This is a genomic window from Achromobacter sp. ACM05 (assembly GCF_019218915.1).
Classification (GTDB): Bacteria; Pseudomonadota; Gammaproteobacteria; order Burkholderiales; family Burkholderiaceae_B; genus Achromobacter; species Achromobacter animicus.
The window spans coordinates 60,814-74,010 of sequence record NZ_JAHUWQ010000003.1 but is presented as its reverse complement, the minus strand read 5'-3'; the positions used below and the strand labels follow the sequence as shown (position 1 = coordinate 74,010).

The following is a 13,197-nucleotide window of genomic DNA, read 5'->3' as shown; positions in this document are numbered from 1 at the left end:
GCACCGCTAACATCCGATGAAAAATTAAAAGTTCAGTTGCAGACGGGGGGCAGCGTAAGCCGGTAGTGTGGAGCGGTGGCTTAAAGGAGAGAATATGCGTACCAATCACATCCTCACGATTATTGTTGTGGTCGTCGTCGCTTCGATCGCCCTGTCGGTCGTCCCCTGGTAATTCCTTGGCAGCGAGGCCGGACATGACACGGAACCTTCATGCCCTCTGCTTTGCCGCATTCCCTGCTGGACCTGACGCTGCGCGCCATCCCGCGTCGCTATCGCGTGGGTCCGATGCCCGCGGCCCGCAGCGGTCTTGAAGTTTCCGACCCGGCGACGGCGCTTGCCATCGCCATCGAACAGGCCCGCGTTGCGCTCAGTGCAGACGCAGAGCCGTCATCCGCCTGTGAACGCCTGTTCTTAGACTCGCTCTCGCAACTGATTCGGGACGCACTGCGCGAAAGCGGCGGAGATTCCGCGTTTCAGGCCATGGTGCTGCGGCATCAATCCCCGCTGGTGCGCGAATACGCTTCGTTGTCGGCGCACGCCCAGGCGGACCGGCGCGCGGTACGTACTGCGGTCGATGCGTTTGCGCATCCCGGCAAGCGCCGCGGGATGCCGGCCGGGCCGTTGGCGGACGCGCTGGCGTCGTTGCATGCGGCGGCGGCAGCCGAGGACTGGGCCGCATTGACGCAACGCGCCGAGCGCCTGCTTGCGGCGCAGCCCTCGGATGCCGCGACAAGCCCGGCGATTTCCGCGCCACTGGAACGGTTGCTGAACGATCCCGCCTTGGCGCGTCTGCGGCGCATGAAGACGTTGTCCACGGATCCGCTGGTACAACGCTATCAACATCTTTGGCAACGGCAAGGTCCCCGCCCCGGCACGCCGCAGGCCGCCGCGCGGGGGCTGGACGCGCGCCGCCGCGGCATCGCCGTTGAAGCGTTGGCCGAAGGCGCCATTGCCGCAATGGCCACGCAGCTTGCGCAAAGGACGGGCGAAAGTTATCGGGTGGTCACGTCAATGCACGTCCCGGCGTCTATCCCGGGCAACGCAAACCGCGCCAAGACCGAATGGGACGTGGCGCTGCTGCGCCAGTCGGCCGGCGACGCTGCGGCGCCGGTCTGGGATGTGTGCCTGCTGGTCGAGGCCAAGGCGTCAACGGACGCGGCGACGACGGATCTGCCCCGGTTGCTGCGCGGTCTGCGGTTGCTTGCGCACGCAGACGCACAGACCATTTATGTGTTCGAGAGCCACCAGGGGCCGGTGCGGCTGCGCGGTGCGGCGTTGGCGGCGCTGTCGGCGGACGACGCTGATCTTGCCGGGACGATTCTCTACTTTTCCGACGCGCCGGCGGATACCGCGCCGCGGCTGCTGAATGCCGCTGGCCGGATGCAGCTGTTGTCAGCGCAGGAAAGCCTGGACTTCGCCAGCGCGATGGCCGCAGGCGAGGCGCCGGATGCGTCGGCGCTTTCGCCGGTGTGGCAACAGTTGCTGGTTGCGCCTCGCTGGAGCGCCGTGCTGAACCAGTTCGCGCTGTTGCGGCAGGTGCGAGAACTGATGGTGCATGTGGATGACGTGCACGCTGCCATCACGCGCTTGGGTCAGGATCGCGCCGGCGCATAAGCGCAGTCGCCCGCGGCCGCTCCGCTCCAATCCGGCGCATGCCGCTCGATGTGCGCGCGGATGAAATCCGCCAGCACGCGCGTAGCCATGGACGGGAACCGGTTGGGCGCGGTCAGCAGGTAGATGGCATCGCCCACCCCCTCGGGCTCGTACGCGGGCAGCACCTGCACCAGCGTCTCGTCACGCAGCAATTCCCACACGGCATAGCGGGGCAGCAGCGCCACACCCAAGCCCGCCAGCACCGCATCGCGCAGAAACGGATAGTCGCCCGACTGCAGCCGCGGCGCGACGCGCAGGATCAGCGGGTCGCCATGCGCCTGCTTGAGCCGCAGGTCGAAGCGCCGGCCCAGCGATTGCGGCGCGATCAGGTCGCAGCGGCCCAACTGCTCCATCCGTTGCACCGGCCCGTTGCGCGCCAGGAAATCCGGCGACGCGCACAGGCACCACTGAATGTCGCACAGCCGCCGCGCCACGTGATCTTCGGGCGGAGACGAGGTGATCTTGAGGGCGATGTCGACTTCAGCGGAGATCAGGTCGCCGATCCCGTCGTTGATGTGCACACGCAGCGCAATGTCGGGATGCGCGCGCGCAAATTCCAGCAGCACGGGGGCAAGATAAAGGTGGCCCAGGCCAGTGGGCAGCCGGATGCGCACATCGCCGCGCACGGTCCCATCCAGGCTGTCGATGGCCGCCTGCACCGCGCGCATCTCGTCCAGCAATCGGATCCCGTGCTGGTACAGCAACTGGCCGGCCTGCGTCAGCTCGACATGCCGGGTGGTGCGCCGGAATAGCTGCGCGCCCAGATCGAGTTCCAGCCGCTTCAGGCGGTGCGACATGTTCGACCGCGTCATGCCGCAACGCTGCGCGGCCGCGCTGAGGTTGCGCGACTCGACCATCGCGACAAACAGTCTGACGAGGTTCAGGTCCGGCTTATTGTCAATCATGGTTCACCATTCCCGGCACAAACCGGTGGATTGTCCAATGCGTCGGCCGAGTCTAGCATCGTCTTCATCGCCTTCGAACCCTTGCTCCGGACTGACATCCTCCCATGCCCACCCCGTTGACCGACGTTTCCAGCGGACCCTATTCCGGACTGCGTGTGCTGGACCTCAGCCAGGGCATCGCGGGCCCGTACTGCGCGCAGATGCTGTGGCAGCAAGGCGCCGACGTCGTAAAGGTGGAACCGCCAGACGGCGACTGGGGCCGGCACGTCGGTGTGCTCCGCGACGACCAGAGCGCGCTATCCATCGCCTACAACGCCGGCAAACGCGGCGTGTGCGTGGACGCGCGCCAGCCGCAAGGCAAAGTGCTGCTGGCGGACATGGCGCGGCGCGCGGACCTCGTAATCCAGAATTTCCGCCCCGGCGTCGCCGAACGCATGGGGGTGGGCTACGACAGCCTGGCCGCACGTTGCCCGGGCCTGGTCTACGTGTCCATCAGCGGCTACGGACCGGACGGCCCCTACGCCAACGCCCCCGCCTCCGACTCGGTGATGCAGGCGGATAGCGGCCTGATGTTCGCCAACCAGACACCCGCCGGCGAGCCGCGCCGCATCGGCCTTCTGATGGCGGACATCGCCACCGCGCTGTACGCCGTGCAGGCCGCCAGCGCCGCCCTCTACCAGGTGGCGCGCAGCGGCCGAGGCCAGCATGTGCAGCTGAATCTGCTACAGGCCTGCGCGGCCTTGCAGGTGAACGACATCCTTGCGTACGGCATCGCGGGACAGCGGGAGGCCGTGGCGGTCAGCGCCCCCAACGGCGTCTTCGACACCGCGGATGCGCGCCTGTCCGTGCTCGCGTTGAACAACGACCAGTTCGCGCGCTTGTGCCGCGCGCTCGAACGAACCGACTGGTTGGCGGACCCCGCCCTGTCCACCAACGCAGGCCGCATGGCGCAGCGCGACCGACTGCATCGGGAAATGGCGGAACAGTTGGCGCGGCGCCCTGCCGAGCACTGGGCGCAACGCCTGGCGCGCGAGGACGTGCTGCACGCGTACGTGCGGGACTACGACGGCCTGGCGGCGCATCCGCAGGCGGCGCATCTGGGGCTGCTGGAACCGCTGGCGCAGCCCGGCGGCCAGCCCCTGCCCTATGCGCGCGCGGCCGGGGCCTTGTCACGCCGGCCGCTCACCGCGGCGCCGGCGGTTGGCGAGCACACCGTGGATGTGTTGACCGAGTGGGGCGTCGCGCCCGCCGACATCCAGGCCATGCTGCATGCCGGCGTGCTGCGCCAGGCGGAATGCGGCAAGGAGGCCCGCTGATGCGCGCCCTGGTCTGCCATCGCCATGGTCCGGTTGAAGACGTGTTGCCCGGCGAGCTTCCCGAGGCGCCGGCGCCCGCGCCCGACGAAGTCACCATCGCCGTCGAGCATGCCAGCGTCAGCCACGCAACCAAGCTGCTCATCGAGGGACGCTATCAAAGCCGTCCGCCGCTGCCGTTTGCACCCGGCACGGAGGCCGCGGGCCGCGTCATCGCGTGCGGCGCCAAGATCACGCGGTTCAAGCCCGGCGACAAGGTGGTGGCGCTGGCGCGCTGGGGCTGCTATGCCGAACGACTGACCTTGCCGGAATACACCGTCTATCCCGTGCCCGACGATCTGCCGCTTCTGACCGCGCTGCCCATTTCCATCTCGTACGGCACGGCATGGGGCGCGTTGTTGTGGCGCGCCGCGATGCAGCCCGGCGACACGGTGCTGGTGCTGGGTGCGGGCTCGGGCGTGGGACTGGCGGCCGTGGAGATTGCATCGGCGCTGGGCGCGACCGTGCTGGCCTGCGCCAGCACGCCGGCCAAGCGCCAGGCCGCGCTGGACGCGGGCGCGGCGCAGGCGTTCGCCGCTGACGAGTCCATGCCGCAGGCCGTCAAGGCGGCCAGCGACGGGCGCGGCGCTGACGTGGTGCTGGACGCGGTGGGCGGCGACGCGTTCGAACGCAGCGTGCGCGCCGCGGCGGCCAATGCCCGCATGGTGTCGGTGGGTTTCGCCAGCGGCCGCATCCCGGATGTGCCGCTGAACCTGCTGCTTGTGAAGAACATTGCCCTGCATGGGTTTTTCTTTGGCCGCTACATCGGCTGGACGCCCGCGGACGAACGCATCGTCCACGCGCCCGCCATGCAGCGGACCATGTCCACCCTGTTCGACTGGGCCCGCCGCCAGCGGATCCGGCCGGCTGTAACGGCGATCTATCCGATCACCGGTCTTGCCGCAGCACTCGCCGCCCTGGAAAGCCGACAAGTCGTCGGCAAGGTGGCGATCACGATAACGACGGAGACAACCCCATGCGTACCAACGACTTCCGGCGCGCCGCCCGGCCACGCCACCTTGCCGCCGCGGCGCTAGCCGCCGGCTGCGTCAGCCTGCCCGTCGCCGTGGTGGCGGCCGACGCCTATCCCAGCAAACCCATCACGATGGTCGTGCCCTACCCGCCCGGCGGGCCGACCGACATCGTGGCGCGGCTGGTGGCCGCCGAGATGTCCAAGACCATCGGCCAGAACATCGTCGTCGACAACAAGCCCGGCGCCAGCGGCATGATCGGCGCGGACCTCGTGGCGCGCGCCGCGCCCGACGGCTACACGTTCCTGGCCAACGCGTCGCTGCACGTCATCAACCCGTACATCTACGCGTCGATGCGTTACGACGCCTTCAAGGACTTCGCGCCCATCACGCAGCTTGCGGACGTGCCGCTCGTGCTGGTCGTGCCTGAAACCTCGAAGGTGCGCACGGTGCAGGACCTTGTGGCGCAGGGCAAGGCCCAGCCGTTGAACTTCGGATCGGCGGGCTCGGCCTCCGCGCAACAGCTTGCAGGCGAATCGTTCAAGGTGCGTTCCGGCCTGCCGATGCAGCACGTGCCTTACAAGGGCAGCGCGCCCGCGCTGACGGATCTGGTGGGCGGACAGATCCAGCTGATGTTCGACTCCATGCCGTCGGCGATGCCGTTCATCAAGTCGGGCAAGCTGCGGGCGGTGGCGGTGACAACCAGCAGCCGCGTCGATGAACTGCCCGACGTGCCCACCATGGCCGAATCCGGTTTCCCGGGCTTTGACATCAGCACGTGGTACGGTCTGTGGGCGCCCAAGGGCACGCCGTCGGCCATTGTGGCCAAGCTGTCCGAGCACGCGGCGCGGGCGCTCAAGCAGCCCAATGTCGTGACGCAGTACGCCGGTCTGGGCGCCAAGCCAGTGGGATCGGACCCCGCGACGTTTGCCCGTTTCAACGTGTCCGAGGGCGAAAAGTGGCGCGACATCGTCAAGGCGGCGCATATCACGCCGCAATAGTGGAAAAGGCGGCTCAGACTGACCTCGACCCGGGCGGCGCGGGTAATCCCCCATAAGCAGCGCCACGCCGCTGGATAAGAATTCATGGTTTCCTATCCGCGGCCGCCGCGCGCATCGCGCGCCAACCAACCCCGAGGTCCCAGGCATGAAGGCGTTCTTCCACGACGATCAAAAGCTTCACCATCCGCAGACCTACTTTTCGCGCGGCAAGATGCGCACGCCGCAGGAGGTGCCGTCGCGGCTGGACGGCCTGGTGCAGGCGGCGCGCAAGCTGGGATTCGACGTCCAGGCGCCCGCCGACGACGGGGCGGGTGCGATCGCGGCGGTCCATAGCCTGGATTACCTGCGCTTCCTGCAGGACGCGCATGAGGACTGGATGAAGCTGCCCGGCGACTGGGGCGGCGAAGTGGTGTCGAACGTCTTCGTGCGAGAATGCAACGCGCTGCGCGGCGTGCTGGCCAAGGCCGGACGTTACCTGGCCGACGGCAGTTGTCCGGTCGGCCCGAAGACGTGGCAGTCGGCGTATTGGTCGGCGCAATGCGCCATCGCGGGCGCCGACGCCCTGCTGGCCGGAGACCGCAGCGCCTACGCGATCTGCCGCCCGCCCGGTCACCACGCGCGGCGCGATGCCGCGGGCGGCTTCTGCTACCTGAACAACGCCGCCATCGCGGCCCAGCGGCTGACGTCCGGATTTCCGCGCGTGGCCATCCTGGACACCGACATGCATCACGGCCAGGGCATCCAGGAGATCTTCTACGAGCGCAGCGACGTCCTGTACGTGTCCATCCACGGCGATCCCGAAAATTTCTATCCGGTGGTGGCAGGCTTTGAAGACGAGCGCGGAGCCGGCGAAGGATACGGCTACAACATCAACCTGCCCATGCCGCACGGCTCGCCCGAATCCGTGTTCTTCGACCGGCTGGCGCAGGCGCGCCGCGCGATCACGTTGTTCCAGCCCGATGCGCTGGTGCTGTCGCTGGGTTTTGACATCTTCGAAAAGGATCCGCAGGCCATGGTCAGCGTGTCCGAAGACGGCTTCGACCGCTTGGGCCGCGACGTGGGCGGACTGAACCTGCCCACGCTGATCGTGCAGGAGGGCGGGTATTACATCGAAGGTCTGGAGTCGAACGCGAAGCGGTTTTTCGCGGGCCTGACGGGCGCCTGATCCACCGGTGGGCACACTGGCCGTCAGAAGCTGACCGCCACCCCTGCGCCGCCGCGGTCAGACGGTTCAAGCCGAACCACCCGAAATCGCTGGTGGCCGCCGGGCGGGTTCAAGCCTCGGCCGACGCTTCCCACATCGTCACTCTGTCCCGGCCCGTCTGCTTTGATCGGTACAGCGCCTGATCGGCGCATTTGATGACGGCCTGCGGCGATGCGCCGTCCCGCGGCCACAGCGCCACGCCCACGGACACGGTCACCGGACGCACGCCATCGGGCATCGGGCGCGCCGCGACGGCCGCCCGGATGCGCTCGGCCGCCTGGGCTGCTGTCTGTACCGCCGACCGCGTGGCGTCCTGCGTCGTGTCGTGCGCCGTGTCCTGCGTGTCGTTCTGCGCTTTGTCCTGCGCGCCCCGCTGAGGCAGGATCATCACGAATTCCTCGCCGCCGATGCGGAAAGCCTGATCCCCGGCGCGCACGTTCTCCTGCAGGGTCCGCGCCAGCGCCACCAGGACCTTATCGCCCGTCGGATGGCCATACTCATCATTGATCTGCTTGAAGTGGTCGAGATCGAGCGCGATGACCGCGAACGGCGACGCGGCGGCGACCAGCTCGTCGATCCGCGCGCGCAGGGCGCGGCGATTCATCAGCCCGGTCATGGGATCGGTCAGCGATTCCGTGTTCAAGCGGCCGACTTCGTCCCGATGGCGCGCTTGCGCGGCGGCCAACGCCTGCCGCAGCTTTTCGGCCTCGAAATACCAGGTCTTCAGCGTGGTGGCGCGCAAGGCCGTCGGACCAACCGGCTCGTCGCTGGCGAAGGCGTCAGCCAGGCGTGCGAGGGGCCGCGCGATCGCGTAGGCGCATGCGCTGACGAGCAACAAGGTCAGCACCACAGCCGGCACGGCGAACTGCAGCGACGCGCCCAACAGGTCCTTGAGGGGCGACAGCGCGCTGTCGAGCGGACGCTGCACCACGACCGCCCAGTTGCCCTTGACCAGCGGCGCGTATCCCGCGATCACCGCCGCGCCGGAAGCGTCCATGACTTGCTCGACGCCCGGCCCCGTGGCGGGCGACAGGCGCGCCTGGACCGCGCTCGCAATGTCCGCGTCCGCGCCATGCCGGTACAGCATCTGACCCTCGCCGTTGACCAGATACACGGAGGTGCCGTCCGCATACGCATGCTGGCCGACGAGCCGGTCCAGGCCGCCGCCATGCTCCAGCACAACGATGGCGGCGAGATAACCCGAAACCGCGTTCTGCGGGCCAGGCACAGGTTCCACCAGTGTCAGCGTCGCAAAGCGCGCGCCCGGCAGGCAGCATGGCCGCGCCCATTGCCCCGCGCGCAGCTCCCGTACACCCAATTCGTCCAGTTGCTTGATGGCGGCCAGCGGCGACGGACTGTCCTTGGACCGGCTGGTGATCCGGCCACCGGGATCTGCCAGCAGTACCGCCGTTACGCCTTCGATCGTGCCGGCCAGATCCGACAGTTCAGCTTGCAGCGCGCCGGGCGCATCCGCCAGCCGCGGGATGCGGTTTGCCCCGGCGGTAAGCTGCCGGTCGCCCGTCTGGATATACAGGTTGATGATGTCCGCCAACTTCTGCGCGTAGGCCAGATTGGCGTCTAGCGTGTTCTTGACGACCTGCGTCTTCTGCGCCTGGTAGCCCGCGTACATGGCATTGAAAAAGCCGACCGCCACGCTGAGCACCGCCAGCGCAATAAGCACGGTCAACAAGCGCACTCTGCGTTCTCTTGCCATGTCGCTCCTGAGGGGAGAGCACCGCGAATCGCCCGGATCGGCGTAGCTGCCGGATGCGCGCGCCACGGAGGACGACAGCGCAGTCACCGGCGCGGGCTGGCGCACCGGGATAACGCAGAATACCGAACTATTTTTGGGTAATCCAGCGGTCGTCAACCGCAGTTCGGCACGCCCAACGCGGCGCTTGGGCTATGCGTCCGGTGCCCGGTGCAGGCGCATCGCCACGCGCCGCTCAACCGGCAGCCCGTGGCTGGCCTCGGCCGCCAGCACCGCATGCAGCCGTGAGCCCGGCATTGCCTGCACTTCGCGGAATCCGAGCCGCGCATACCAGGGCGCATTCCATGCCAGGTCACGAAAGGTCGTCAGGGTGACCGCAGCCAAGCCCGCTGCCCAGGCATGGCCGCACGCGGCCTGCACGAGAGCGCGGCCAATTCCCATGCGCTGATGACCGGCATCAACCGCAAGCTCCCGCACGTGCAACGCGTCTTCGAAGCGCTCGGCGCAAAGGAATCCGCACAGTTGGTCCGACGCTTGCGCCACCCATGACGTACCCTGCGCGATCAGGCGCAGATGGTCGGCCTCAGACATCACCGCGTCGTCCGCGATCCATTCCAAACCGGGCGCGGCGCGAAACAACGCGCCCGCAGATCGTTCGATCGCGGGCAGCAGCGCAGCATCCTCGGGACGGGCGGGGCGGATAAGCGTGGACAAGGCAACTCCAGATTGCGGCAGGCGCATGCGATTCTACGCCCCGCTCTGGTTGACGCTCCTCTCTGCCGGGAGTCAGACACCGATCTGCCACGACCCGCCATCAACGCGCGCCATGTTTCAGCCGGCTGCGCAAAATCCAGTGTTTAATCGGCGCTCCCTCGCGGGAAACTTCGCCCGGGCGGCAGCGAGAGGCCAGGCCCGGCGATTCCAACAACAAGATTCAGGATTTCGCACGTGTTTCATGTCATCACCGCGCTGATCGCGCTCTACGTCATCTGGCGCTTCGTCTGGCAATTGAAGTGGCCCGCTTCCAGCCGAGTGCTGCTGTCGATATTGGTCGTGCTGGCCGCCGAGCACCATCTCATTACCCGCAACTTCTTCGGCACCATGGCGTCGCCCGAGGTGCCCGCCGCCGTGCTGATGACGCTGGGCTGGGCATTTGGCGCGCTCATTCTGCTGGCCAGTTTTCTCTTCATTACGGATGTGGCCGGGATCATCGTGTCGCTGTTCTCGCGCGGACGCGGACGCGCGCTGCTGGGCTGCACGCGTCTGCGCGCCGGGTCCGCCGTGGCCGCGCTTGCGCTGTCCGCCGTTGGCGTCTGGCAGGCCGTGCGCGTGCCGGAGGTCAAGACGATCGAGGTCGCCTTGCCCAACCTGCCGCAAGCGTATGACGGCTTTCGCATCGTGCACCTGACCGACCTGCACGCCAGCCGCCTGCTGCAGGGCGACTGGATGCAGGCCGTCGTGGCGCGCACCAATGCGCTCAAGCCGGACCTGACGCTCATCACGGGTGATCTGGTCGACGGCACGCCTGCGGCCCGCGCGGCCGACGTGCAACCGCTGGCCGATCTGCGCGCGCAGTATGGCGTGGTGGCGATTCCGGGCAACCACGAGTATTACGCCGAGTACCTGGGCTGGATCGAGGCCTTCAGGAAACTCGGCCTGCGCATGCTGCTCAATGAACACATGACAATTGAACGCGACGGCCAGCCGCTGGTCCTGGCGGGCATCACCGACAGCGTGGCGGCGCGCGTGAACCAGCCGCTGCCTGACATCGACGCGGCCATGAAGGGCGTGCCGCCGTCGTCGGCGGTGATCCTGCTTAGCCACCGGCCCGTGGGCGCTGAGCGCCACGCGCAAGCCGGCGCCGGCCTGCAGCTGTCGGGCCATACGCACGGCGGCCAGATTCTGGGTCCGCATTTCATCACCCAACTGGCCAACGAAGGCTACGTGTCGGGCATGTACCAGGTCGGCAACATGCAGCTCTACGTGAGCAACGGCGCGGGCCTGTGGCCAGGCTTTCCCATCCGGCTTGGCCGGCCGTCGGAGATCACGCAGATCGTGCTGCGCGCCGCGCCGCCCGCCTGACGCGGCCCTGCCACACACGCGGCGGCGCATTGACAAGCGCCGCCGCGCTGACTTAGCATTCGGCCCTGCTTTTTAAACGCCTTTCGCTTTTTGGGTGCAACCGTGTCTGCCATTCGTCAATTCGCCTGAACGCCGACGAGTACCGTCCTGGTACCGCGGTCAGCCTGCCCGCATTCGCTGCTCGACGCCATGTAATGAGCACACCCCCGCCCGGCAGGCGCGGATCCAGGAAGCGCAGCACCTCCCATCCCCGCTTCCCCTCCCGTAAAGACTGTGTCGTCGGCTTTTCCCATCTGCTGGAGAAGACCCATGACGCTGGATTTCTGCGCCTACGCGCAATCGCTAGACCTGTTCCGATATCCCCGAACGCCCCACCTTGAAGGCTCGCGCCTGCAGGACGGGGACGAAGGCCATGACCACGTGCCCTATCGCACGCTGGCCGGCCAGACGCTCGTCGTCGAAGAAAAGCTGGACGGCGCCAACACCGGCATCAGCTTCAGCCCGTCGGGCGAACTGCTGCTGCAATCCCGCGGCCACTACCTGGTGGGCGGCGGCCGCGAGCGGCAGTTTAGTTTCGTCAAGGCCTGGGCCGCCGCGCACGCGGACTGGCTGCTGGAGCGGCTGGAAGATCGCTATGTGATGTACGGCGAAACGCTGTCGAAGAAGCACTCCGTGTTCTACGACGCCCTGCCGCATCACTTCTTTGAATTCGACGTGCTGGACCGGCGCACCGGCGAGTTCCTGTCGACCGGCGCGCGCCGCGCGTTGCTGGCCGATGGTCCGGTGCTGTCGGTGCCCGTGTTGTACGAAGGCCCCGCGCCCGCGCGGCTGGCCGAACTGAAGGCCATGCTCAAGCCGTCGCTTGCCAAGACGGCTGGCTGGCGCGATGCCTTCGAGGCCACCGTGCTGCGCGAAGGCCTGGATCTGGCTCGCGCGTGGAAGCAGTGCGACAAGTCGGATCTGTCGGAAGGCCTGTATATCAAGGCCGAAGCGGACGGCAAGACCATCGCCCGCTACAAGTGGGTGCGCCGCGACTTCGTACAGGCCATTCTGGATTCGGACATGCACCATTCGGAGCAGCCGTTCATCCCCAACCAGCTCGCCGACGGCGTCGACCTGTACGCGCCGCGCCTTGCAGTCGGCTGGGACACGTTGCGCGACGCCCGCACGGGAGAGACATCATGAATCACGAACAGATCCGGGCCCTCGTGCCCCAGCCGGGGCGCGGCGCGGACTATGCGGCCTGCCTGGCCGCCTTCCCCGCCCTGGAGCTGGCCAAGACCACGCCGCAGGCCCCCCGCTATCACGGCGAGGGCGATGTATGGACGCATACGCAGATGGTGGTGGACGCGCTGCTCGCGCTGCCGCAGTACCAGGCCGCGCCCCGCGCGGAGCAGGAGATCGTGTTCCTGGCCGCGCTGCTGCACGACGTGGCCAAGCACAGCACCACGGTGATCGACCCGGTCACCGGCGCCATCGGCCAGCCTGGCCACTCGCGCAAGGGCGCCATCGACGCGCGCATCGCATTGTGGGACGCGGGCGTGCCGTTCGCGGTGCGCGAAGCGATATGCCGGCTGATCGCCACGCATCAGGTGCCGTTCTTCGCGCTGGAAGGCTCGCGCCGCGGCCGCTCGCCGGAGTTCATCGTGCGCGAGTTGTCCTGGCACGTGTCCCTTCCATTGCTCGCCATGCTGGCCGAAGCCGACATGCGCGGCCGGATATGCGCTGACTCTGCACGCGTGCTGGACAACATCGCCCTCTTCTGCGAGCTGGCGCGCGACGAGCAATGCTTCGGCCAGCCCCGTACCTTTGCCGACGCGCACACCGCCGTCAGCTATTTCCGCGGCGCCGACGTGCATCCCGACTATGCGTTGTTCCAGGAGCCGGGCTCGCGGGTCATCGTCATGTCGGGGTTGCCGGCGTCCGGCAAGAACACGTGGGTGGCGGCGCATCATCCGGACCTGCCGGTGGTGTCGTTCGACGATGCGCGCGAGGAACTGGGCCTGCGCCATGGCAAGAACGAGGGCATGGTCGCGCACCTGGCCATCGACCGCGCAAAGACCCTGCTGCGCGCGAAAGCGCCCTTCGTGTGGAACGCGACCAACCTAAGCGAGCTGATGCGCAAGAAGACACTGGATCTGCTCTTTGCCTATCACGCGGACGTGGAGCTGGTGTATCTGGAAAAGCCGCGTGTCGAGCTGCTGCGCCGCAATGCGCGGCGCGATACGTCGCTATCCAACAAGACGCTGACCGGCATGCTGCACCGCTGGGACCTGCCGCTGCCCACGGAGGCACACCGGGTGGTTTATGCGGTGTAG

11 protein-coding genes are annotated in these 13,197 nt (G+C 67.7%); 8 read left to right on the top strand and 3 right to left on the bottom strand.

All coding sequences use genetic code 11. The features are described from left to right. Positions 1-210: 210 nt before the first annotated feature. Complete coding sequence (locus KW836_RS18660; protein ID WP_218344371.1) at positions 211-1,614, top strand: 3-deoxy-D-arabino-heptulosonate 7-phosphate synthase; 1,404 nt, start codon at positions 211-213, stop codon at positions 1,612-1,614. On the opposite strand, the gene KW836_RS18655 is transcribed toward KW836_RS18660, so the two are convergent. Beyond that, a complete protein-coding gene (locus KW836_RS18655) occupies positions 1,593-2,558 on the bottom strand; it encodes a LysR family transcriptional regulator (RefSeq protein ID WP_218344370.1) in 966 nt (321 codons plus the stop codon). The genes KW836_RS18660 and KW836_RS18655 overlap by 22 nt on opposite strands. 104 nt (positions 2,559-2,662) lie before the next feature. Between KW836_RS18655 and KW836_RS18650 the strand changes: the two genes are divergently transcribed. From KW836_RS18650 to KW836_RS18635, 4 genes are all read left to right on the top strand, one after another. Continuing rightward, positions 2,663-3,874 carry a CaiB/BaiF CoA-transferase family protein gene (locus KW836_RS18650; protein WP_218344369.1) on the top strand — a complete coding sequence of 404 codons (1,212 nt, stop codon included), beginning with the start codon at positions 2,663-2,665 and terminating at the stop codon, positions 3,872-3,874. Continuing rightward, positions 3,874-4,947: an NADPH:quinone oxidoreductase family protein gene (locus tag KW836_RS18645; protein ID WP_218344368.1), complete on the top strand. Its 1,074-nt coding sequence runs from the start codon at positions 3,874-3,876 to the stop codon at positions 4,945-4,947. Before KW836_RS18650 ends, KW836_RS18645 begins: the two co-directional genes overlap by 1 nt. Further along, a complete protein-coding gene (locus KW836_RS18640; RefSeq protein ID WP_218344367.1) occupies positions 4,887-5,882 on the top strand; it encodes a tripartite tricarboxylate transporter substrate binding protein in 996 nt (331 codons plus the stop codon). The genes KW836_RS18645 and KW836_RS18640 overlap by 61 nt, the downstream gene beginning before the upstream one ends. A 145-nt stretch (positions 5,883-6,027) precedes the next feature. Next, on the top strand, positions 6,028-7,047 hold the full coding sequence (locus KW836_RS18635; protein WP_218344366.1) for a histone deacetylase family protein: 1,020 nt from the start codon (positions 6,028-6,030) through the stop codon (positions 7,045-7,047). 109 nt (positions 7,048-7,156) lie between these two features. On the opposite strand, the gene KW836_RS18630 is transcribed toward KW836_RS18635, so the two are convergent. After that, positions 7,157-8,782, bottom strand: a complete 1,626-nt coding sequence (locus tag KW836_RS18630) for a diguanylate cyclase (protein WP_370633046.1) — start codon at positions 8,780-8,782, stop codon at positions 7,157-7,159. A gap of 207 nt (positions 8,783-8,989) precedes the next feature. Then, positions 8,990-9,511 (bottom strand): GNAT family N-acetyltransferase, encoded by a 522-nt coding sequence (locus tag KW836_RS18625; RefSeq protein ID WP_255595958.1) that lies wholly within the window; start codon positions 9,509-9,511, stop codon positions 8,990-8,992. A 234-nt stretch (positions 9,512-9,745) separates the two neighbouring features. On the opposite strand from KW836_RS18625, the gene KW836_RS18620 reads away from it, so the two are divergent. From KW836_RS18620 to KW836_RS18610, 3 genes are all read left to right on the top strand, one after another. Next, entirely contained in the window at positions 9,746-10,879 is a 1,134-nt protein-coding gene (locus KW836_RS18620; RefSeq protein ID WP_218344363.1) for a metallophosphoesterase, read from the top strand. A 309-nt stretch (positions 10,880-11,188) separates the two neighbouring features. Then, a complete protein-coding gene (locus KW836_RS18615; protein WP_175185791.1) occupies positions 11,189-12,064 on the top strand; it encodes an RNA ligase family protein in 876 nt (291 codons plus the stop codon). Further along, positions 12,061-13,197, top strand: a complete 1,137-nt coding sequence (locus KW836_RS18610) for an AAA family ATPase (RefSeq protein ID WP_218344362.1) — start codon at positions 12,061-12,063, stop codon at positions 13,195-13,197. The genes KW836_RS18615 and KW836_RS18610 overlap by 4 nt, the downstream gene beginning before the upstream one ends.